The sequence below is a fragment of the Kitasatospora sp. NPDC048194 genome (genome assembly GCF_043202455.1).
In the GTDB taxonomy this organism is placed as follows: Bacteria; Actinomycetota; Actinomycetes; order Streptomycetales; family Streptomycetaceae; genus Kitasatospora.
In genome coordinates, this window is sequence record NZ_JBIDAK010000027.1 from 37,047 (window position 1) to 57,966 (window position 20,920).

Annotated in this window: 20 protein-coding genes and 3 tRNA genes; 5 read left to right on the forward strand and 18 right to left on the reverse strand. The window is 73.1% G+C overall.

All coding sequences use genetic code 11. From position 1 onward, the window contains the following. Positions 1 to 22: 22 nt before the first annotated feature. The 6 genes from ACGF07_RS27025 to ACGF07_RS27050 form a co-directional block, all read right to left on the reverse strand. Complete coding sequence (locus ACGF07_RS27025; protein ID WP_392902793.1) at positions 23 to 625, reverse strand: TetR/AcrR family transcriptional regulator; 603 nt, start codon at positions 623 to 625, stop codon at positions 23 to 25. A gap of 103 nt (positions 626 to 728) precedes the next feature. Beyond that, the gene (locus ACGF07_RS27030; protein WP_350747352.1) at positions 729 to 1,151 is read right to left on the reverse strand and encodes a MaoC family dehydratase; all 423 of its coding nucleotides are present in this window, start codon (positions 1,149 to 1,151) and stop codon (positions 729 to 731) included. A gap of 5 nt (positions 1,152 to 1,156) precedes the next feature. Beyond that, a complete protein-coding gene (locus ACGF07_RS27035) occupies positions 1,157 to 1,615 on the reverse strand; it encodes a MaoC family dehydratase N-terminal domain-containing protein (RefSeq protein WP_350747354.1) in 459 nt (152 codons plus the stop codon). Positions 1,616 to 1,733: 118 nt separating this feature from the next. Beyond that, a complete protein-coding gene (rpmG, locus tag ACGF07_RS27040) occupies positions 1,734 to 1,898 on the reverse strand; it encodes a 50S ribosomal protein L33 (RefSeq protein WP_006604855.1) in 165 nt (54 codons plus the stop codon). An 83-nt stretch (positions 1,899 to 1,981) separates the two neighbouring features. After that, positions 1,982 to 2,054 (reverse strand) — tRNA-Met (locus ACGF07_RS27045). Positions 2,055 to 2,097: 43 nt separating this feature from the next. Beyond that, positions 2,098 to 2,170 (reverse strand) — tRNA-Thr (locus ACGF07_RS27050). A 308-nt stretch (positions 2,171 to 2,478) separates the two neighbouring features. Here ACGF07_RS27050 and ACGF07_RS27055 point away from each other — a divergent pair. After that, positions 2,479 to 3,747 carry a hydrolase gene (locus ACGF07_RS27055; protein ID WP_392902795.1) on the forward strand — a complete coding sequence of 423 codons (1,269 nt, stop codon included), beginning with the start codon at positions 2,479 to 2,481 and terminating at the stop codon, positions 3,745 to 3,747. A 326-nt stretch (positions 3,748 to 4,073) separates the two neighbouring features. Here the strand turns inward: ACGF07_RS27055 and ACGF07_RS27060 are convergent, their stop codons facing one another. The 7 genes from ACGF07_RS27060 to ACGF07_RS27090 all read right to left on the reverse strand — a co-directional run bounded on the left by ACGF07_RS27060 (position 4,074) and on the right by ACGF07_RS27090 (position 12,927). Further along, positions 4,074 to 4,904, reverse strand: coding sequence for a response regulator (locus ACGF07_RS27060; protein WP_392902797.1), 831 nt, complete (start codon positions 4,902 to 4,904; stop codon positions 4,074 to 4,076). Further along, entirely contained in the window at positions 4,897 to 7,473 is a 2,577-nt protein-coding gene (locus ACGF07_RS27065) for an ATP-binding protein (RefSeq protein WP_392902799.1), read from the reverse strand. Before ACGF07_RS27065 ends, ACGF07_RS27060 begins: the two co-directional genes overlap by 8 nt. Positions 7,474 to 7,651: 178 nt before the next feature. Further along, positions 7,652 to 8,281, reverse strand: coding sequence for a potassium-transporting ATPase subunit KdpC (gene kdpC / locus ACGF07_RS27070; RefSeq protein WP_392902801.1), 630 nt, complete (start codon positions 8,279 to 8,281; stop codon positions 7,652 to 7,654). 22 nt (positions 8,282 to 8,303) lie between these two features. Next, the gene (gene kdpB, locus ACGF07_RS27075; protein ID WP_392902804.1) at positions 8,304 to 10,421 is read right to left on the reverse strand and encodes a potassium-transporting ATPase subunit KdpB; all 2,118 of its coding nucleotides are present in this window, start codon (positions 10,419 to 10,421) and stop codon (positions 8,304 to 8,306) included. Continuing rightward, positions 10,421 to 12,082, reverse strand: a complete 1,662-nt coding sequence (gene kdpA, locus ACGF07_RS27080; RefSeq protein ID WP_392902806.1) for a potassium-transporting ATPase subunit KdpA — start codon at positions 12,080 to 12,082, stop codon at positions 10,421 to 10,423. The genes kdpB and kdpA overlap by 1 nt, the downstream gene beginning before the upstream one ends. A gap of 1 nt (position 12,083) precedes the next feature. Then, positions 12,084 to 12,173 carry a K(+)-transporting ATPase subunit F gene (gene kdpF, locus ACGF07_RS27085; RefSeq protein ID WP_350749223.1) on the reverse strand — a complete coding sequence of 30 codons (90 nt, stop codon included), beginning with the start codon at positions 12,171 to 12,173 and terminating at the stop codon, positions 12,084 to 12,086. A gap of 673 nt (positions 12,174 to 12,846) precedes the next feature. Further along, positions 12,847 to 12,927 (reverse strand) — tRNA-Tyr (locus ACGF07_RS27090). Between the two features lie 216 nt (positions 12,928 to 13,143). Between ACGF07_RS27090 and ACGF07_RS27095 the strand changes: the two genes are divergently transcribed. After that, positions 13,144 to 13,632, forward strand: coding sequence for a YajQ family cyclic di-GMP-binding protein (locus ACGF07_RS27095; RefSeq protein WP_350749226.1), 489 nt, complete (start codon positions 13,144 to 13,146; stop codon positions 13,630 to 13,632). 195 nt (positions 13,633 to 13,827) lie between these two features. On the opposite strand, the gene ACGF07_RS27100 is transcribed toward ACGF07_RS27095, so the two are convergent. Then, positions 13,828 to 14,469, reverse strand: coding sequence for a hypothetical protein (locus ACGF07_RS27100; protein ID WP_392902809.1), 642 nt, complete (start codon positions 14,467 to 14,469; stop codon positions 13,828 to 13,830). Between the two features lie 119 nt (positions 14,470 to 14,588). Then, the gene (locus ACGF07_RS27105) at positions 14,589 to 15,074 is read right to left on the reverse strand and encodes a hypothetical protein (protein ID WP_392902812.1); all 486 of its coding nucleotides are present in this window, start codon (positions 15,072 to 15,074) and stop codon (positions 14,589 to 14,591) included. A 298-nt stretch (positions 15,075 to 15,372) separates the two neighbouring features. Between ACGF07_RS27105 and ACGF07_RS27110 the strand changes: the two genes are divergently transcribed. Both ACGF07_RS27110 and mug read left to right on the forward strand, forming a co-directional pair. After that, positions 15,373 to 16,371 (forward strand): phosphatase PAP2 family protein, encoded by a 999-nt coding sequence (locus tag ACGF07_RS27110; RefSeq protein WP_350744267.1) that lies wholly within the window; start codon positions 15,373 to 15,375, stop codon positions 16,369 to 16,371. Positions 16,372 to 16,436: 65 nt separating this feature from the next. After that, positions 16,437 to 16,988, forward strand: a complete 552-nt coding sequence (gene mug, locus ACGF07_RS27115) for a G/U mismatch-specific DNA glycosylase (RefSeq protein ID WP_350744271.1) — start codon at positions 16,437 to 16,439, stop codon at positions 16,986 to 16,988. Between the two features lie 9 nt (positions 16,989 to 16,997). Here mug and ACGF07_RS27120 read toward each other — a convergent pair whose 3' ends face one another. The 3 genes from ACGF07_RS27120 to ACGF07_RS27130 form a co-directional block, all read right to left on the reverse strand. Next, on the reverse strand, positions 16,998 to 17,954 hold the full coding sequence (locus ACGF07_RS27120; protein WP_350744266.1) for a M48 family metalloprotease: 957 nt from the start codon (positions 17,952 to 17,954) through the stop codon (positions 16,998 to 17,000). A 3-nt stretch (positions 17,955 to 17,957) separates the two neighbouring features. Beyond that, entirely contained in the window at positions 17,958 to 18,383 is a 426-nt protein-coding gene (locus ACGF07_RS27125) for a BlaI/MecI/CopY family transcriptional regulator (RefSeq protein ID WP_350744265.1), read from the reverse strand. Positions 18,384 to 18,500: 117 nt separating this feature from the next. After that, positions 18,501 to 19,409, reverse strand: a complete 909-nt coding sequence (locus ACGF07_RS27130) for a DMT family transporter (RefSeq protein ID WP_350744264.1) — start codon at positions 19,407 to 19,409, stop codon at positions 18,501 to 18,503. On the opposite strand from ACGF07_RS27130, the gene ACGF07_RS27135 reads away from it, so the two are divergent. After that, the gene (locus ACGF07_RS27135) at positions 19,408 to 20,862 is read left to right on the forward strand and encodes a PLP-dependent aminotransferase family protein (RefSeq protein WP_392902816.1); all 1,455 of its coding nucleotides are present in this window, start codon (positions 19,408 to 19,410) and stop codon (positions 20,860 to 20,862) included. The two genes, ACGF07_RS27130 and ACGF07_RS27135, sit on opposite strands and share 2 nt — an antisense overlap. Positions 20,863 to 20,920: the final 58 nt, after the last annotated feature.

Below are 20,920 nucleotides of genomic sequence, written 5' to 3' on the forward strand. Positions count from 1 at the left end.
ACGGACTCCACCGTGCGGCCCGCTACTCGGCCCGGCCCTGCCCGGCCGCGCCGCGCCCGGCCCTGCTCTGCACGCCGAAGCCGCCCCAGATCCGGTGGTCCTGCGGGTAGCCCAGGGCGACCAGCGTGTTGATCAGCATCCCGTACGCGAAGAACTCCGTGGCCTCCGCCGCGTCGCCGCCGATCCGCAGCCTGACCCGCTCGAAGAGCTCCTCCCAGAGCTGCCGGGCGGTCTCGCCGATCCCGTCCTCACCGTCCTCGCCGCCCATCCGGGAGGCGAACACCGAGACGTAGAGCTGCATCTGCATCATCAGCTGCTCGCCGTCCTCGACCAGACCCAGGTACGCCTCGGACATCGCCTCGGCGGCCGCCTCGCCGGTCAGCCCGGCCGACGCCTCGTCGAAGACCCGCCAGGTCTCCTCGATGCAGCGCTCGGCGGCCGCGGTGAAGATCGCCTGCTTGCCGGGGAACAGCCGGAACAGGTACGGCTGCGAGACGCCGACCCGACGGGCGATCGCCTCGGTCGACGTGCCCCGGTAGCCGTTCCTGGCGAATTCGATCACCGCGGCCCGGACGACGCTCTCGCGCCGCTCCTCCGCGCTCATCCGCATGCTCGTCCTCGCCATGAGAACCAAGTTAGTGACCAATCACTATCGAGGCAAGGACGAAAACCGCCCCGCGAGCCCGACGCACGGGCTCCGGGGCGGCCGGTCAGCGGGAATCCGCAGCTCAGGCGAGCCGGACGACCGCCTTGGACATCCCGAGCACCTTCTGCCCGCCGGTGGTGGCCAGCAGGTCGACCTGCACCCGGCGGTCGTCCAGCTTCTTGGCGACCTTGGCGGACACCTCGATCACCGCGCCGACACCGTCGTTCGGCACCGGCACCGGGCGGACGAACCGGACGCCGTACTCGACCACCGCGGCCGGGTCGCCGACCCAGTCTGTGACGACCCGGATCGCCTCGGCCATGGTGAACATGCCGTGCGCGATGACGTCCGGCAGGCCGACCTCCAGCGCGAACCGCTCGTTCCAGTGGATCGGGTTGAAGTCGCCAGAGGCACCCGCGTACTGCACCAACGTGGCGCGGGTCACGGGGAAGGACTGCGCCGGCAGCTCGGTGCCGACCTCGACCTCGTCGTAGTTGACCGCCATGCCGCTCACTCCCCCGCCTCGTCGGCGGCCCGGGCCACCAGCGTCATGATGGACGTCACAACGTGCTCGCCGCTCTCGTCCGCCACCTCACCACGCACGGTGAGCACGTCGTTGCCCGCCAGCGACTTGATGTTGTCGATGGTGACCGCGACCGTCAGCCGGTCACCGGCCTGGACCGGCCTGGTGTAGACGAACTTCTGGTCGCCGTGCACCACCCGGCTGTAGTCCAGCCCGAGGTCCGGGTCCTCGACCACCTGGGCGGCCGCGCGGTAGGTGATCACGAACGGGAAGGTCGGCGGGGCGATCACGTCCCGGTGGCCGAAGGCCTTCGCCGCCTCCGCGTCGGTGTACGCCGGGTTGGCGTCCCCGATCGCGACCGCGAACTCGCGGATCTTCTCCCGGCCGACCTCGTACGGCTCGGTGGGCGGGTAACTACGCCCGATGAAGGAGGGGTCGAGCGCCATGGCAGCTCCTCGAAACGCGGGGTGGATACGAAAAAAGCTCCGGGCCGCACCCCCGTTGAGGGATGCGGCCCGGAGCAGAAGACCTGAATTCACACAGGCCCGAAGCCCTGCGACAGGGTCAGCGGGTCTCGCGGTGCGCGGTGTGCGAGTTGCAGCGGGGGCAGTGCTTCTTCATCTCAAGACGGTCCGGGTCGTTACGCCGGTTCTTCTTGGTGATGTAGTTCCGCTCCTTGCACTCCACGCAGGCCAGCGTGATCTTCGGGCGGACGTCGGTGGCAGCCACGGGAGTGCCTTCCTTGGACAACGAATAAGAACACAACAAGAGTAGCCGACCGGGAGTGCGATCTCCCGACCGACTACGCGGGGTAGCGGTGACCGGACTTGAACCGGTGACACAGCGATTATGAGCCGCTTGCTCTACCAACTGAGCTACACCGCCACAGTGATCCGCAGCACAGCCGGAGCTGACCACTTCTCACCAGAGCCCCCATGCGGAATCGAACCGCAGACCTTCTCCTTACCATGGAGACGCTCTACCGACTGAGCTATAGGGGCGAACGAGGAAGAGATTACACGTTCCGCGCCCAGAGGTGAAATCCGTATCCCGGGGCGAAGACCGCAGGTGGGCGAGGTGCACGGACGGTCGATCCAAGGCCGGGCGTTCGACCGGCCGACGAAGCCTGCGCCCCGACCCGATACGACTATTGCCCGCCTCCCGGCGCCCCGGCGCCTCTCGCCATAGGCTCGACCCTCATCGGTCGGGGCCCCGGCCGATCCCCGCCGGGGCCGATCCCCACGGTCGATCCCGGGGTCGAGCCCACCGCCCACCGGACCCCACGGCCCAGCGCGAGAAGGAGCCGGCGATGGACAGCGCAGCCGCCGACGGGCCGCACCACGGGCCCAACCCGGCGGCCAACCCGCTCGGGCACGGCCCGGTCCTGCTGCTCACCGGCGCCCGGCTGGCCGACGGACGGGTGGTGGACGTCCGGATCAGCGGCGACCGGATCCAGGCGGTCGGCACCGTCGGCAGCCTCGGCCCGCTGCCCGCCCTGCCCGGCGCACCCACCGTCACCACCGGCGCCCGGATCGACCTCAAGGGGTACCTGCTGCTCCCGGCCCCCGCCGAAGCGCACGCCCACTACGACGCCGCCTTCTCCGCCGCCCTGCCCACCCCGCCGCCGGAGACCCACTCCGACCTCACCCGACGGGTCACCGAGGCCGCGCTCACCTCGCTCGGTTACGGCGCCACCGCCCAGCGCACCCACGTCCGGATCGGCGACGTGCACGGGCTGAGCCGGCTGGAGGCGGTGCTCACCGCCCGGCAGGCGCTCCGGGGCCTCGCCGAGCTCCAGGCGGTCGCGATGCCCCGGCTGCTCACCGGGCGGGCCGGTGCGGACGGGCGGGCGCAGTTGCGCGAGGCGCTCAAACTGGGCGCCACGGCGGCAGGCGGCTGCCCCGAGCTGGACCCGGATCCGGCCGGGTACGTCCAGCTGCTGCTGGAGGCGGCCCGGGAGCTGGACTGCCCGGTGGACCTGCACACCACGGCCGGCGACGCGGCCCAACTGGCCCGACTGACAGGGGCATTGGCGCCACTGCGGCCGCGGGTGACGCTCGGCCCGTGCGGCGCGCTGCCCCGGGGCGCCTCCACCGTGCTGGCGACCAGCGGGGTGCGGGTGGTCTGCCTGCCGCAGAACGGCGGCTGCACCGGCCTGGAGGGCCGGGCCACCGGTCTGCGGCCGGGCCTGGTACGGGAGTTGGCCTCGGCCCGGGTGCCGCTGGCGGCGGGCAGCGGCGCATTGCGGGACCAGTCCAATCCGGTCGGCCGGGCCGATCCGCTGGAGTCGGCCTACCTGCTGGCTGCGGGCGGGGAGTTGGGCCCGGAGGAGGCGTACGACGCGGTGGCGAACCAGGCCCGGGGGGTGCTCGGGCTGCCGCCGGTCCGGGTGGACGCGGGCTTCCCCGCGGAGCTGCTGGCGGTGCGCGGGGACAGCCTGGCCGGGGCGCTCGCGGGCGGGCACAGCCGGCTGGTGGTGCACAGCGGCCGGGTGGTCAGCCGGACCAGCGCGGTACGGGAGTTCGCGGACACCGTGGCACTGGCGCTGCCCCGGCAGTCCGGTGGCGCGGACGGCTGAGACCGGCACCGAGACGTCCGGCCCGGGGGGGGGACGGAGGGGCCGGGGAACGGAAGGGCCGGGAGCCGGGACCGCGGGCCGGCGACCGGGGATCGGGGACCGGGGACCGGGGGCGGCGGACAGCCAAGGGGCGCGCGACGTGTGCCACGCGCCCCTTCCCCACCTTGCTGGCCGCCTGGAACGGCGGCTGGAGCGGCCCCGATCTCCCCCACACGGAGCAGGACCGCTCGTTCGGCTCCGACGCTACGCCCACGGAACACCGTACCGGGCCGCCCTTGACGCCCTCCTGTCGCCGCGGCGGGCGATGTTGACGGGCCGTTGACGCCTCAGGGCACGTAGCGGTATCCGATTCCCGGCTCCGTGATCAGATGGCGCGGGCGGGCCGGGTCGCGCTCCAACTTGCGGCGGAGCCCGGCCAGGTAGACCCGCAGGTAGTTGCCGCGCGTCTCCTGGGCCGGGCCCCAGACCTCGCGCAGGATCTGCCGCCCGGGCACCAGTCGGCCGGGGTTGGCGAGCAGCAGGCCGAGGATCCGCCACTCGGTCGGGGTGAGCCGCACCGGGCCGCCCGGCCCCGTCACCGTGGTGGCCGCGAGGTCGACGGTGTGGTCGCCGATCACCGGCCGGCCCAGCGGGGCGCCGCTCGACCGGCGCCGGAGCACCGCGCGCAGCCGGGCCAGCAGCTCGTCCATCAGGAACGGCTTGACGAGGAAGTCGTCGGCGCCCGCGTCCAGGGCACCGATCCGGTCGGCGGCGTCGGTCCGGCCGGAGAGCACGATGATCGGCACCGCGCTGCGGGTGCGCAGCCCGCGCAGCACGTCCATGCCGTCGATGTCGGGCAGTCCGAGGTCGAGCAGGACGGCGTCGGGGGCGGAGCGCGCTGCCCGGTCGAGCGCCTCGCCGCCGGTGGCGGCGGTGCGGACGGCGTACTGGCGGGCGCTGAGGTTGATCCGCAGGGTGCGCAGCAGGGCGGGCTCGTCGTCGACGATCAGGACGCACCGCTGGTCGGCCGTCCGCTCGTCCGGCGCCTCCCGGCCGTCCCGGGTGCCTCGAGGCTCCCGGGTGCCTCCGCGGTCCCGGCCGTCCTGGCCGTCCCCGCCGTCCCGGCCGTCCCCGGCATCGCGGCAGTCCTGGGCGTCGCGGTCGTCGCGGTCACTCATGGTTCGGCGGCTCCTCCGCGGGTGCGGCCAGCTCGGTGGCGGCGGGCAGGGTGAGCAGCATGGTGGTGCCGCCCCCGGGGGTGTCCTCGACCTCCAGGCTGCCGCCCATGGCCTCGGCGAGGCCGCGGGAGAGGGCGAGGCCGAGGCCGACGCCGGTGGTGTTGTCGGTATCGCCGAGCCGCTGGAAGGGCAGGAAGACCCGGTCCCGGTCCTCGCGGGCGATGCCCGGGCCGCGGTCGATCACCCGGATCTCGACCAGGTCGGCGTGATGGCTGGCGGTGACCACGACGGGTGCGCCCGGCGCGTTGTGGCGCAGCGCGTTGGTGATCACGTTGGCGAGGACGCGTTCCAGCAGGGGCGGGTCGGCGAGCACCGGCGGGGCGCCCTCCTCCAGGTCGACGGTGAGGTCCGCCGACCCGGTCCGGCCGTACGGGTCGGGGAGGCTGTCGAGTGCCCTGGGCAGGATCTCGTCCAGGTGGGTCTCGGTGAGGTGGAGGGTGAGGGCGCCGGCCTGGAGGCGGCTCATGTCGAGCAGGTTGTCGACCAGGCGGGTGAGCTTGGCCAGCGACTCGTCGGCGGTGGCGAGGAGTTCGGACTGGTCCTCGGGGGAGAACTCGACGTCCGGGCTGCGCAGTGAGCCGACCGAGGCGCGGGCGGCGGCGAGCGGGGTGCGCAGGTCGTGGCTGACGGCGGCGAGCAGGGCGGTGCGCATCCGGTCGGCGGCCTTGATCGGCTCGACCTCGGCGGCGGCCACGGCCAGCCGCTCGCGTTCCAGGGCGGCGCCGACGTGGGCGGCGAAGGCGGTGAGCACGCGCTGGTCGGCGGCTGGGAGCCGGCGGCCGGTGAGGACCAGCAGGGCGTCGGCGCCGACCGGGACCTCGGTGGTCTCGGTCGGTCCGTCGCCGTCGTCCGGGTGTTCGTCCTCGCTGTGGGCGAGCACCTCGCCGCCGGTGCGGGAGAGCAGTGCGACGGTCCGCATGCCGAAGGCCGTGCGGGACTTCTCCATCAGGGCGGGCAGCGCGTCGGCGCCGCGCAGCACGCTGCCGGCCAGGGTGGAGAGGGTCTCCGCCTCGGCGGTGGCCCGGGCGGCCCGGGTGGTGAGCCGGCCGGCGTGGTCGACCACGGTGGAGACGGTGAGCGCGATGGCGGCGAACACCACCAGGGCGACGATGTTGTTGGTCTCGCCGATGGTCAGGCTGTGCACCGGCGGGATGAAGTAGTAGTTCAGCAGCACCGAGGCGATGAGGGCGGCCAGCAGCGCGGACACGGCGCCGCCGAGCAGGGCGACGATGACCACGCCGAGCTGGAAGATCAGCGCGTCGGTGGTGAGGTTGACGGTGGCGTGCGCCTGGGAGAGCACGGCGGTGAGCAGCCAGGGCAGCACGAACCCGGCGAGGTAGCCGACGACGGTGCGGCGCCTGGAGTGGCGGCGGCCGAGCGCGGGCAGCCGGCCGCGGCCGGTGAACTCGTGGGTGACCATGTGGACGTCGATGTCCTCGGAGGCGTCGACGGTGGTCTGCCCGGTGCCGGGGCCGGTGAGGAAGCGGTTGATCCGGCCGCGGCGGCTGGTGCCCAGCACCAGTTGGGTGGCGTCGTGGGCGCGGGCGAAGGCGAGCAGCGCGGTGGGGATGTCGTCGCCGACGACCACGTGGTAGCTGCCGCCGAGGGACTCGACCAGCTGCCGTTGCTGGGCGAGGGCGCCGGAGGAGGCGCCGGCCAGTCCGTCGCTGCGGGAGACGTGGACGGCCAGCAGGTCGCCGCCGGCGGTGCGGTCGGCGATCCGGGCGGCGCGGCGGATGATCGTCTCGCCTTCCGGGCCGCCGGTGAGGGCGACCACGACGCGTTCGCGGGTCTCCCAGACCCGGTCGATCCTGTGGTCGGCCCGGTAGTCGCGCAGGCCCTCGTCGACCCGCCCGGCGACCCACAGCAGGGCGAGTTCGCGCAGGGCGGTGAGGTTGCCGACCCGGAAGTAGTTGGAGAGCGCGGCGTCCACCTTCTCCGCTTTGTAGACGTTGCCGTGGGCCATGCGGCGGCGCAGCGCCTGCGGGGCCATGTCGACGAGTTCGATCTGGTCGGCCCGGCGGACGACCTCGTCCGGGACGGTCTCGCGCTGCGGGATGCCGGTGATCTTCTGGACGACGTCGTTCAGCGATTCCAGGTGCTGGACGTTGACGGTGGTGATGACGTCGATCCCGGCGGCGAGCAGTTCCTCGACGTCCTGCCAGCGCTTGGCGTTGCGGCCGCCGGGGATGTTGGTGTGCGCCAGTTCGTCGACCAGCACCACGGAAGGGCGGCGGGCGAGCACAGCGTCGAGGTCCATCTCCTCGAATTCGGCGTCCCGGTAGGAGCGGCGGGCCCTCGGCAGGACCTCCAGGCCGGCCAGCATGCCCTCGGTGTGGCGGCGCCCGTGGCACTCGATGTAGCCGACCACGACGTCGGCCCCGCGCTGCTGTCTGCGCCGGGCCTCGTCCAGCATCCGGTAGGTCTTGCCGACCCCCGGGGCGGAACCGAGGTACACCCTCAGCCGGCCGCGGCGGTGCACGGTGCCGGGGGTGAGGTCGCGGGCCATGGGCGCTGCTCTTTCCATCATCGTGAGGTGACGGCCGGGTGGTGCGTGCGCGTGCGCGTGCGGGGATGGCCGACCCGGCGCGGGAGGCATCCTCCCGCGCCGGGCCGGACCGGTCACCCTCGGATTCGCCGTGGTGCCACTGCTGAATCCTTCCCTCGGCTGTTCTCGGCTGTCCCGGTCACTTCTGCTCGTCGAGCGCCCTGTTGAGGAGGACGACGTTGACGCCCTCCTGGCCGAGGAAGCCGAGCGAGCGGCCTTCGGTGTACCTGGCGATCAGCTGGTCCAGCTTGTCGGCCGGCAGGTTGCGCTCCCTGGCGACCCGGTTGACCTGCTCCTTGGCGTAGGCGACCGAGATGTGCGGGTCGAGGCCGGAGCCGGAGGCGGTCAGCGCGTCGGCCGGCACGCTCGCCGGGTCGACGCCGTCGAACGCGGCGACGGCGGCGCGGCGGTCGTTGACGGCCTTCAGCAGGTCGTCGCTGTTCGGGCCCTGGTTGGAGGCGCCCGAGTTGTCGCCGGCGTAGTTGTTGGCGGAGGGCCGGGGCTGGAACCACTTCGGGTCCGGCTTGGGCTCCTCCTTCGGGTCGTCCGGGTTGGCCTTGGGCAGGTCGAAGTTCTGGCCGAGCAGGCTGGAACCGACCTCCTTGCCGTCGGCCTTCACCATCGAGCCGTTGGCCTTGTCACTGAACGCGACCTGGCTGATCCCGGTGACCAGCAGCGGGTAGGCGATCCCGAGGATCACCGTGAGCACCACCAGCGCGCGCAGCGCGGTGACGTGGGTGCGGACGGTCGTCGGCAGGGGCTTGGACATGGTGTTCCTCTCCTTCCCCGCGTCAGCCGAGGCCGGGGATGAACTGGACGATCAGGTCGATCAGCTTGATGCCGACGAACGGCACCACCAGCCCGCCGAAGCCGTACACCCCGATGTTGCGCCGGAGCAGTGAACTGGCGTCCGCAGGGCGGTACTTCACGCCGCGCAGGGCGAGCGGGATGAGGCCGATGATGACCAGGGCGTTGAAGACGATCGCCGAGGTGATCGCGGACTGGGGGCTGTGCAGGCCCATGACGTTGAGGTGGCTCAGGCCCGGGTAGACCCCGGCGAACATCGCGGGGATGATCGCGAAGTACTTGGCCACGTCGTTGGCGATGGAGAAGGTGGTCAGCGCGCCGCGGGTGATGAGCAGCTGCTTGCCGATCTCCACGATCTCGATCAGCTTGGTCGGGTTGGAGTCGAGGTCGACCATGTTGCCGGCCTCCTTGGCCGCCATGGTCCCGGTGTTCATCGCGACACCGACGTCGGCCTGGGCGAGCGCGGGGGCGTCGTTGGTGCCGTCGCCGGTCATCGCGACCAGCTTGCCGCCCTCCTGCTCCTTCTTGATCAGGGCCATCTTGTCCTCGGGCGTGGCCTCGGCGAGGAAGTCGTCCACGCCGGCCTCCTCCGCGATCGCCCTGGCGGTCAGCGGGTTGTCGCCCGTGATCATGATGGTCTTGATGCCCATCCGGCGCAGCTCGTCGAAGCGCTCGCGCATGCCCTCCTTGACGACGTCCTTGAGGTGGATGACGCCGAGGACGCGGGCGGGGGCGTCGCCGACCTTCGTCGCCACCACGAGCGGGGTGCCGCCCGCGGCGGAGATGCCGTCGACCAGGGTGGACACCTCGTCGGTGACCCGGCCGCCGTTCCCGGTGACCCAGTTGGACACGGCGGCGGCCGCGCCCTTGCGGACCTGGTGGAGCCCGTCGGCCTCGTCGAGGTCGACGCCCGACATCCGGGTCTGGGCGGTGAACGGGACCCATGTGGCATGGGCCAACTCGCCCTGGGCGCGGGCCCGCAGGCCGTACGCGGTCTTGGCCAGGACCACGATCGAGCGGCCCTCCGGCGTCTCGTCCGCGAGGGAGGACAGCTGGGCCGCGCCGGCCAGCTCGTCCGTGGAGACGCCGCTCACCGAGAGGAACTCGGCGGCCTGGCGGTTGCCCAGGGTGATGGTGCCGGTCTTGTCGAGCAGCAGGGTGTTGACGTCGCCGGCGGCCTCGACGGCGCGCCCGGACATCGCCAGCACGTTGCGCTGCACCAGCCGGTCCATGCCGGCGATGCCGATCGCGGAGAGCAGCGCGCCGATGGTGGTCGGGATCAGCGCCACGATCAGGGCGACCAGGACGATCATCGACTGCGGGGCGCCCGCGTAGGTGGCCATCGGCTGGAGCGTGACGACCGCGACCAGGAAGACGATGGTCAGCGAGGCCAGCAGGATGTTGAGCGCGATCTCGTTCGGCGTCTTCTGCCGGGCGGCGCCCTCGACCAGGGCGATCATCCGGTCGATGAACGACTTGCCGGGCTCCGAGGCGATCTTCACCACGATCCGGTCGGACAGCACCTTCGTGCCGCCGGTGACGGCGCTGCGGTCGCCGCCGGACTCCCGGATGACCGGCGCGGACTCACCGGTGATCGCCGACTCGTCCACCGAGGCGACGCCCTCGACGACGTCGCCGTCGCCCGGGATGATCTGTCCGGCCTCCACGACGACGTGGTCACCGAGCCGCAACGCGGTACCGGGCACCTCCTCCTCGGCCTGGCTCTTCGGCCAGTCCAGCAGGCGACGGGCCTTGGTCTCGGTCTTGGTCTTGCGCAGGGTGTCGGCCTGCGCCTTGCCGCGGCCCTCGGCGACGGCCTCCGCCAGGTTGGCGAACACCGTGGTGAGCCAGAGCCACACGGTGATCGCCCAGGCGAACACCGACGGGTCGGCGATCGCGGAGACGGTGGTGACCACCGAGCCGACCTCGACCACGAACATGACCGGGTTCTTGACCATCACCCGGGGGTCGAGCTTGCGCACGGCGTCCGGCAGCGAGGAGACGATCAGCTTCGGGTCGAGCAGACCGCTGGAGACTCTGTGCGGCATGGCGGCGGTCTCGGCCTCGTCGGCCGGTGCGGGGTTGAGCGTGGAGGTGGACATCAGGAGAGACCTTCCGCGATCGGCCCGAGAGCCAGGGCCGGGAAGTAGGTGAGGCCGACGACGATCAGGACGACGCCCGACAGCAGCCCCACGAACAGCGGCTTGTGAGTGGGCAGGGTGCCCGGGGTGGCCGGGACCGGCTGCTGCTGTGCCAGGGAACCGGCCAGCGCCAGCACGAACACCATCGGCAGGAAGCGGCCGAACACCATCGCCAGACCGAGCGCCGTGTCGTACCAGTCGGTGTTGACGGTGATGCCCGCGAACGCCGAACCGTTGTTGTTGGCGGCGGAGGTGAAGGCGTACAGCACCTCCGAGAAGCCGTGGGCGCCCGAGTTCAGCATCCCGGCCCGCTCACCCGGCAGCGCCATCGCCGCACCCGTACCCACCAGCACGATCGCCGGCGTGGTCAGGATGTACAGCGAGGCGAACTTCATCTCCCGCCCGCCGAGCTTCTTGCCCAGGTACTCCGGGGTGCGCCCGACCATCAGACCGGCCACGAACACCGCCACGATCGCCAGCACGAGCATCCCGTACAGGCCCGAACCCACACCGCCCGGCGCGATCTCGCCCAGCATCATGTTGAAGACCGTCACACCGCCGCCCAGCGGCGAGAACGAGTCGTGGAAGGAGTCCACCGCACCCGTCGAGGTCAGCGTCGTCGACGCCGCGAACAGCGAACTGGCGGCGATGCCGAAGCGCTGCTCCTTGCCCTCCATCGCCGCGCCCGCGGCCTGCAGCGCGCCGCCGTGGTGCTGCGACTCGAAGAAGGTGATCAGCGCCACCGAGGCGACCCAGAAGAGCGCCATGACGGACGCGATGGCGTAGCCCTGGCGGTTGTCGCCCACCATCCGGCCGAAGGTCCGCGGCAGCGCGAACGGGATCAGCAGGATCAGGAAGATCTCCAGCCAGTTGGTGAAGCCGGTCGGGTTCTCGAAGGGGTGCGCCGAGTTGGCGTTGAAGAACCCGCCGCCGTTGGTGCCGAGCTCCTTGATGACCTCCTGCGAGGCCACGGGGCCGCCCGGGATCCTCTGCACGCCGCCCGCGAGGTCGGCCACCTCGTGGAAGCCGTGGAAGTTCTGGATCACACCGTTCGCCACCAGCACGAGCGCGAACACGATCGAGATCGGCAACAGCAGGCGCAGGTTGATCCGCACCAGGTCGACCCAGAAGTTGCCCAGCCGGTCCGTCCGGTTGCGGGTGAACCCGCGGATCAGCGCCGCCACGACGGCGATGCCGACGGCCGCGGAGACGAAGTTCTGCACCGCCAGGCCCGCCATCTGCACCAGGTGGCCCGTCGCGGACTCGCCGGCGTAGGACTGCCAGTTGGTGTTGGTGACGAAGGAGATCGCGGTGTTCCAGGCCTGGTGGCCGGCCATCTGCGGGACACCCAGGTTCAGCAGCAGGTAGCCCTGGAGGCGGACCAGGCCGTACAGGAAGAGGACGGAGACCGCCGAGAAGGCCAGCACCGAGCGCAGGTACACCGACCACCGCTGATCGGCGTCCCCGTCGACACCGATCACCCTGTAGATGCCGCGCTCGACTCTGAGGTGCTTCGAGGTGGTCAGGATCCGGGCGATGTAGTCGCCCAGGGGGCGGTAGCACAGGACCAGCGCGCCGACGAGGGCGAGGGCCTGCAGCCAGCCCGCGAGAGTGGAGCTCATGTCAGAACTTCTCCGGGTAGATCAGCGCGACGACGAGGTAGCCGACGAGAGCGACGGCCACGACCAGACCTGCGACGTTCTCGGCGCTCACAGCTTCTCCACCCCCCTCGCGATCAGGGCGATGACGGCGAACACGGCGACCGTGACACCGACGTAGATGAGATCGGACATGGGCTCCACCAGCGTGGTTTCGGGAGATGCCGCGGACGGGACCGGAGGACTCCGCGGCACCGGCGGACGGCCGGCAGAGGCAGCAAATCAGCCGTCAAGGGCGCGTACGGGAGCCCCTGACGCCCTCCATACGGGTGACGGCCCGGCCTTGACGGGGCCTTGACGCGCACCGCGCCCGGGCGAGGCCGCCGCCGAACACGGGCGGCCGAGGGCGGCCGAAGGCTGGTTCCCGGGGACCGGCCTCTCGAGCCGACCCGGGGTGCGGCCGGGGTGGGCCGACGCAGTGGGGGTGGGCCGGAGCGAGAAGGCGTCCGGACATGCGTCGGGCCCCGGCGCGAGGCGGTCGCGCCGGGGCCCGTGGACCGCACGACGGCCTGGACTGCTGGCGGGGGTGGGCGAGCCGTTGTCCCGGCGGGCGCCGGTTGGGAAGACGATCAGCTCAGCAGAAGGACTCCCACCCCCGGACCACCCACTCTGCTGCCTGCTCCCCGTAATTGCAAGCAATGCGCAATAACCTGCGCCCATGTCGCGCAGGGAAAACAGAACAGGCCCTGATCCGCGTTTCCGCAGATCAGGGCCTGTTCTCTATCCTGTGGCTGGTGCAGGGTTCGAACCTGCGTAGCTTTCGCGACAGATTTACAGTCTGCTCCCTTTGGCCGCTCGGGCAACCAGCCAGGATGTTCGCCGCCCGGGGGGCTGCCCCGTTCGACGTGGTAAACCATACCTGATGCCAGGGGGTGGTTCGCCACTCGATAGGGCGCCCGACGATCAAGGAGCGCCGCGCGGCTGTCGCGGGCAGTGCCCGGGTGGCGCTGGATAGGCTGGGGCGGCGGTCGTCCGGTGAGGCGGGCCGTGCCAGTGAAGCCAGAGCATCAAGGAGACCAACACCCATGGCCGACTCCAGTTTCGACATCGTCTCGAAGGTCGAGTGGCAGGAGGTCGACAACGCGATCAACCAGACCTCCCGCGAGATCGCCACCCGTTTCGACTTCAAGGGCGTCGGCGGCGAGATCAGCCGCTCCGGCGAGAAGATCGAGATGAAGGCCAACGGCGAGGAGCGCGTCCGGGCCATCCTCGACGTGCTGCAGACGAAGTTCATCAAGCGCGGTCTGTCGCTGAAGGCTCTGGACGCCGGCGAGCCCCAGCTCTCCGGCAAGGAGTACAAGATCTTCGCCAACGTGAAGGAGGGCATCTCCACGGAGGATGCCAAGAAGGTCGCGAAGATCATCCGGGACGAGGGCCCGAAGGGCGTCAAGGCCCAGGTCCAGGGCGACGAGCTGCGCGTCAGCTCGAAGAGCCGCGACGACCTCCAGGCCGTCCAGGCCCTGCTCAAGGGCAAGGACCTGGACTTCGCGATCCAGTTCGTGAACTACCGCTGACGCCCGTCCGGGCGGCCGGATCGGACGGCCGGTCGGTCGGACGGCCGGTCGGACGGTCGGACGGTCGGACGGCGATCGGACGTGTCGGCGTACGGACGGACGCGGCGTACGGATGTGTGCCGCAGACGGACGGACGCGCATCGAACGGCCCCGCTCCCGGGTTCGGGGCGGGGCCGTTCGATGTCCGCGGCCGGATCAGCCGGCGGCGGGGCGGGGGTGGGCGGCGGCCAGCGCCTGCGCCTGGGCGCGCAGGGCCTCGAGCTGCTGCCGGAGGTTCGCGACGGCGGCCGGGTCCGCGGACTTGGTCGTGGTCGCGGTCGTGTTCGTGGCGCCGGGAGCCTGGGGCGCGGTCGGCGTGGTCGCGGACGACGACGTGGACAGCTGGCCGAGCAGGCCCTGGAGGATGGCCTCCAGGCTGGCGATCAGCTGCTGGATGACGCCGGAGTCGGGGAGCGCCGAAGTCAGCGTCGACAGCAGGTCGGTGATCAGCTTGACGAGGTCGTCGACCGCTCCGAGGGCCGCGGTCGGGTCCTGACCGGCGGGGACCGTGGGGACGGCGGGGGTGCTGGGCAGGGCCGGAAGGTCGGGGAGCGTCGGGAGGGTCGGGACGGTCGGGAGGGAGGGGTCGGCCGCCGGGAGGGTGCTCGGCAGCGCCGGGACGGCGACCGGGAGGACGCCGGGAAGGGCGACCGGCAGGGTGTTCGGCGCGGAGGGAACGACGGGGGCGGGGGTACGTGGGACCGCTGCCGCGACGCCTGCGGCGCCGGCGGATGCTGTCGCGATCATGGCCAGCGCGATCGCTGCGGTCAGTACGGGGCCCATCCGGGTGGCACGCATGGTACTGCTTCCTCTCGGTGCGGATCAGGAGGTCTCCTGCTTCACACCGTGCGGCCGCGCGCTCACCCACAGCCACCGCACGTACGCCGTCCGGTGGCGCGTCGTCCGGTGGCACGCCCTCAGGCCTCGGCCCAGTCGCCCGTGCTGCGGTGCGCGGCCAGTCCGACCGCGTCGAACTCGTCCACCCGGCCCGCGGTGACGTCCGCGCCGAGCCATCGCAGCGCCCGGGAGATCGGGTTGCCTTCGGGGCCCCACTCGTTTCCTCCGCCGGTGAGCGGGCCGAGGGCCACCCGCCCGTCCTCCCAGACGGCGGCGCGCTGGGTGCCGCTCCCACCGGAGTACTCGGCCTCGACGCAGGCGATCGGCCCGGCCTTCGACCAGGCGGCGAGCCGCAGTTCGAAGCCGTCCGAGTGCCACCCGAAGCCCGTCCCGCCGCCGGCCTTGGCCACGGCGTCGTCACCCTGGAGCGAGGCCAGCACGGCGGAGGTGACCGGGATCAGGGCCAGCCCCTGCGCCAACGGCACCACCCGGGCCGCGGGGACCTCCGCCGCCGCCACCGTCAGCAGCTCCAACGTGCCTATCAGGGCCTGGAGTTCATAGGACATGCTGGTCATGGTGTCCCACGGCACTGACAGTGGGCGCGGAATTTACGATTCCGTGCCCGCGCCGGTGCCCGCGCCCCCACCCGCACCGGTGCCCGTGCGCGTCCGGTCACGGCCGGAGCCCGGTTCCGTTCCCCGCCGTCGCTCCGCTCCCGCCGACGGAGCGGGGCGTGCGTCCGCCTCCGGACAATCTTCGCGAAGGGCCGGCACCGGGCGTATTGACCCAACCGTGGGTCTTTCTTACGAGCCGGTCATCGTTCACCCAGGGTCCTTCAAGTTTCCGTTGCTAGTTTCGGTGAGCATGACCAAGCTGCTCAGCCCGGCCCCACCGTCACCGGCGCGGGCCGGGCGACTGCGCCCCCTGACCGATCGCCACCGCCGCGGCGGGCTGGCGAGACTGCGGCTGCTGGCGTGGCCGGTCTACCTGACCGCCCTCGTCTGGTTCGTCAGCACCCAGGGCATGGCCTTCGCCAACGACGTGGTGTTCCTCTGGCTGATCGGCGCGCTGCTCACCGCCGCCGTGCACAGCGGGCACGGCTGGCGCGGTTTCCTGCTGGTGCTGCGCGACTGGGTGCCGGTCATGGCCGTGGTCTGGGCGTACTCGCTGCTGCGCGGCTACGGCGCGCACACCCCGTGGGCCCCGCACTGGCTGCCCCAGCTGCGCGCCGACGAACTGCTCGGACTCGGCGGGACCTGGACGGTACGGCTCCAGCAGGCGCTCCTCACGCCCGGCTCACCGCACTGGTACGACTACGCGGTGACGGCCGTGTACCTCTCGCACTTCCTCGTGGTCTTCGTGCTGCTCGCGGTGCTCTGGCGGCGCGCCCACCACCGCTTCCGGCAGCTGCTCGCCTGCTACTTCACGCTCACCTTCGCCGGCTTCGCGACCTACCTGCTCTACCCGGCCGACCCGCCGTGGCTGGTCGCCCAGCAGGGCAACCTCCCGCCGCTGCACCGGGTGGTCTGGGAGACCATCTCCGCCCTCGGCCTGCCGCAGGCCGACTCGCTGCTGGAGAACGGCAGCCAGTTCGCCAACGACGTCGCCGCGATGCCCTCGTTGCACTCCGCCTACCCGGCGATGCTGCTGTTCTTCTTCTGGCCGACCGCCCGGCCCTGGCTGCGGGCGCTGCTGGTCGCCTATCCGCTCGCGATGGCGTTCACCCTGGTCTACGGCGCCGAGCACTTCATCGTGGACGTCCTCGCCGGCTGGACGTACGCGGCCGTGGCGGTCTTCGGGCTGCGGTGGCTGCGCGACCGCCGTACGGTGCGGGCCTCGGCCACGGCAGACTTGGCCGCGTGAACGCGCAGCCCCCGCCGAACCAGCCGCCGACCAGGACCACCCCCGAGCAGCCGACCCGGCCGCCCATGAGGCCCACTCCCGAGCAACTGCGGGCCGCCCAGGACACCACCATCCCGGACGTCATCGGACCGGGCCTGCGGGTGCTGTTCTGCGGCATCAACCCGGGCCTGTGGTCCGGCGCCACCGGCCACCACTTCGCCCGCCCCGGCAACCGCTTCTGGCCCGCCCTGCACCTCTCCGGCTTCACCGAGCGCCGGCTGCGGCCCGACGAACAGGGCGAGCTGCTCGCGCTCGGCCTCGGCATCACCAACGTCGCCCCGCGCACCACCGCCAAGGCGGACGAGCTCACCGCCGAGGAACTGCGCACGGGCGGCGCGGCGCTCGTCGAGCGGGTGCTGCGGCTGCGGCCGGCGGTCCTGGCGGTGCTCGGCATCGGCGCCTACCGGACGGCCTTCGACCGGCGGCAGGTCGTGATCGGACGCCAGCCGGAGGGCATCGGCGACACCGAGGTGTGGGTGCTGCCCAATCCGAGCGGGCTCAACGCCCACTACACCCTGGACGCGCTGGCCGGGGAGTTCCGCAAGCTCCGGGAGAGCCTCGAACGGTCCGGGGCCTGAGCCGCCGGCTCAGAGCGGGGTGACGGCCTTCAGCACCACCAGCAGGGCCACCGCCGCGTTCAGCGCGCACAGCGCCGAGGCCGCCGTACCGACCGCGGCGACCATCGCGGCCAGGCCTGCCGGGGTCTTGGCGGGCGGCCAGTTGCGGGCCGTCGGCACCGGGCCGAGCAGCGCCGCCACCCGGCGCGGCACCGGGCCGGGCGCGGCGGCCGGGGCGGCGAAGGCCGCGAAGCCGGGCGCCGGCACGGTGTGCGAGACCAGCGCGGCCCGGGCGACCGCCCGCGCGGTGACCCGCCGGTCCCCCACCGCCTGCGCCGACTCCTCGTCCGCCCAGCGCTCGGCGCTGAACGCCACCGCGGCTTGCAGCGGCCGCAGGAAGGGGTTGACGCAGCCGGCGAGCTGGGTGGCCAGCAGGTAGCGGTGGTGCCGGTGGCGCAGGTGCGCCCGCTCGTGCGCGAGCAGCGCCGCGCGCTCGTCCTCGGCCAGGCCGTCCAGCATGCCGGTGGAGACCACCACGCGCCCGGGCGAGCCGGGCAGCGCGTAGGCGTAGGGGCTCGCGTCCGGCAGCACCGCGAGGTCGTCCGCCCCGGCCGGGCCGTGGGGCAGCCCGGCCAGCGCCCGCCGGGCCCGGGCGCGGACCCGCAGGTGCCGCCCGAGGGTCCGGGCGCAGGCCAGGCCGACCGCCGCCAGCAGCCACATCGCCGCCGTGCCGACCGTCTCGTGGTACGGCAGCGCCTGCCGCACCTCCGGGTCGGACCAGCTGTCCGGCAGCGGGTTGCCGGGGATCTGCGCGGTGCCGACGACACCGATCAGCCCGAGGCAGAGCACGCTGCACACCGCCATCACGGCGCTGATCGCGGTCAGCAGCCGGGTCGCGCCGCGCGGGTGCAGGTGCTGTTCGGTGAGCCGGGCGATCGGCACCGCGGTCAGCGGCAGGACGAGCGGGAGGAAGACGAAGAGGCCCACGGGTCAGCTCTCGCGGTCGGCCGCTGCCGGATCGGCGGAGGCGGCGTCCAGCAGCGCCCGCAGGAGCTCCTCGTCGTGCGGCAGCAGCGCGCTGACGAAGCTGGCCAGGACGGCGTCGCGGTCCGCCTCGCCGTCGAGCATCCGGCGCATCCGCAGCGCGGCCAGCCCGGCGGCGTCGGCGGAGGCCTGCCAGAGGTAGGAGCGGCCGGAACGGCTCCGGGAGACGGCGTTCTTGGCGTGCAGCCGGGACAGGATGGTCATCACCGTGGTGTACGCCAGGTCACCGTCCAGGCGTTCCTGGACCCACCCCGCGGTGGCCGGGCCGGGCGCCTGCTGGAGCACCGCCAGGACCTGTGCCTCCAGCTCGCCCTGGCCGCGGCGGCGGGCCGGAGCCTCCCCGGACGCCGGAGCGTGCCCCTCGTCTGCCATGGCGGCCCACTCCCTCCGGATGCCGCGCCCGGACCGACGGGGCGCGGCTTCATCCTAGCGAGCGGGGCCGCCCCGAACGGCTCCCGGACGAGGGTTCGGGGCGGCTCCGCCGGGCCGTCACGCCCGGGCCCGTTGGGTCACCGCGATGCAGACCAGCACGACCACCGCCGTGACCGGTGCGGCCGCGGGCAGGTCCTCGCCCAGCAGCAGCACCGACCAGACCAGGGTCAGCAGCGGTTGGGCGAGCTGCAGCTGACTGGCCCTCGGCACACCGATCCCGGCCATCCCCCGGTACCAGAGCACGAACCCGCCGAACTGCGAGACCGCGGCGATGTACGCCAGTCCGACCAGCGCCTTCGCCCCCACCCGCAGCGGCTCGGTGGCCAGACCGAACGCCGAGGTCAGCACCATCGCGGGCAGTGCGGCCACCACCGCCCAGGCGATCACCCGCGCGCCCGGCATGTCCCGGGAGAGCCGGCCGCCCTCCGCGTAGCCGGCCGCACAGACCACCACGCCGACGAACAGGTAGAGGTCGGCGACGGTCGGTCGGCCGTGGCTCTGCAGCAGGGTGAAGGCGAGCACGGCCGCCGCCCCGGCCAGCGCCGCCGCCCAGAACGCCCGGGACGGCCGGCGCCCGGTGCGCAGTGCGGCGACCACCGCGGTGGCCAGCGGCAGGACGCCGATGACCACCGCCGAGTGGGCGGTCGAGGAGGTCCGCAGGGCGAGCGTGGTCAGCAGCGGGAAGCCGAGCACGCAGCCGCCGGAGACGGCCAGCAGGCCGGGCCACTGGCGGCGGGTCGGCAGCGGCGCGGCGGTGGCCAGCAGGTAGAGCACGGCCAGCAGGCCGGCCAGGGCGCCGCGCAGTCCGGTCGAGGTCCACGGGCCGAAGCCGGTCAGGGACCACGCGGTGGCGGGGAAGCTGAGCGAGAAGGAGGCCACCCCGAGGGCGGCGAGGGCGGTGCCGGGGGCGGTGCCGTGCTGAGGTGCTATCGCCCGGGGCAGGGTAGCGCTATCTTGTGCCGTCATGAACGAGCGTAGCAGCGTCACCGAACTCGCCGAAAGTCTGCGGCGGGAGGTGGAGCGCTATCCGGAAGGGCGGAAGTTGCCCTCCAGCCGGGTGCTGGTGGAGCGCCACCAGGTCAGCCCGGTGACGGTCTCCCGGGCCATCGCCGTGCTGGTGGCCGAGGGACTGGTGGTCTCCCGACCCGGCGCGGGGGTGTTCCGGGCGGCGGCCTTCGCCGCGGCCCCGGTGGGCAGGGCGGCCCCGGCCGCCCGGCCGGGTGACCTCTCCTGGCAGCAGATCGCCCTCAGCGCCGACCGCGACCCGCGGGACCTGCTGGCCGCGCCCGTCTTCGCCACCCTCCGGGTGCCGCCGCCGGACGTCATCGACCTCAACAGCGGCTACCCGCACGCCTCGATGCTGCCCGAGCGGCTGCTCGCGGGCGCCCTGGCCCGGGCCGGGCGCCGCCCGGGCGCCTGGGACCGGCCGCCCACCGACGGCCTCACCGAACTGCGCGGCTGGTTCGCCCGTGACATCGGCGGCCCGGCCGGGCCGATCGGCGCGGGGGACGTCCTGATCACCTCCGGCGGGCAGGGCGGCCTGACCGTGGCGATGCGTTCGCTGGCCGCGCCCGGCTCCCCGGTGCTGGTCGAGTCGCCGACGTACTCGGGCATCCTCGCCGTGGTCCGGGCAGCCGGGCTGCGGCCGGTGCCCGTCCCGATCGACGCGGACGGCGTGCGGACGGACCTGCTGGCCGACGCCTTCGAGACCACCCGGGCGCGGGTGTTCGTCTGCCAGCCGCTGTTCCAGAACCCGACCGGCGCGGTGCTCTCCCCCGAGCGCCGGACGGAGGTGCTGCGGATCGCCCGGGCGGCCGGCGCCTTCGTGGTCGAGGACGACTTCGCCCGGCTGCTGGTCCACGCGGACGCTCCGGCGCTGCCGCGCCCGCTGGCCGCCGACGACCGGGACGGCGTCGTGGTGCACCTGCGCTCCCTGACCAAGGCCGCCTCCCCCAACCTGCGGGTCGGCGCCCTCACCGCCCGCGGCCCCGCGCTCGCCCGGCTGCGGGCCACCCAGGTGGTGGACAGCTTCTTCGTGCCCCGGCCGCTCCAGGAGGCGACCCTCGAGCTGGTCTCCGACCCGGCCTGGGCCCGCCACCTGCGCACCCTCGGCGCCGAACTGCGCGACCGCCGCACCGCCGCCGTCGCCGCGCTCCACCGCGAGCTCCCCGGCGTGCTCGGCGACCACCGCCCCGGCGGCTACCACCTCTGGCTGCGCTTCCCGGACGGCACCGACGACACCGCCCTGGCCGCCGCCGCGGTGCGCAGCGGCGTCCAGGTCACGCCCGGTCGCCCGTACCACGCCGCCGAGCCCCCGGCCCCCCACCTGCGCCTCAGCTACGCCGCCGCCGACAGCCCGGCGGCGGTGGCGGAGGGGGTCCACCGGCTGCGGACGGCGTACGAGGGGCTCGCGGGCTGAAGCCCTGTCCGGCCGACCGTGCCGTGCACGTGACGCCGGGCCGGGCCCGAGCGCCCGC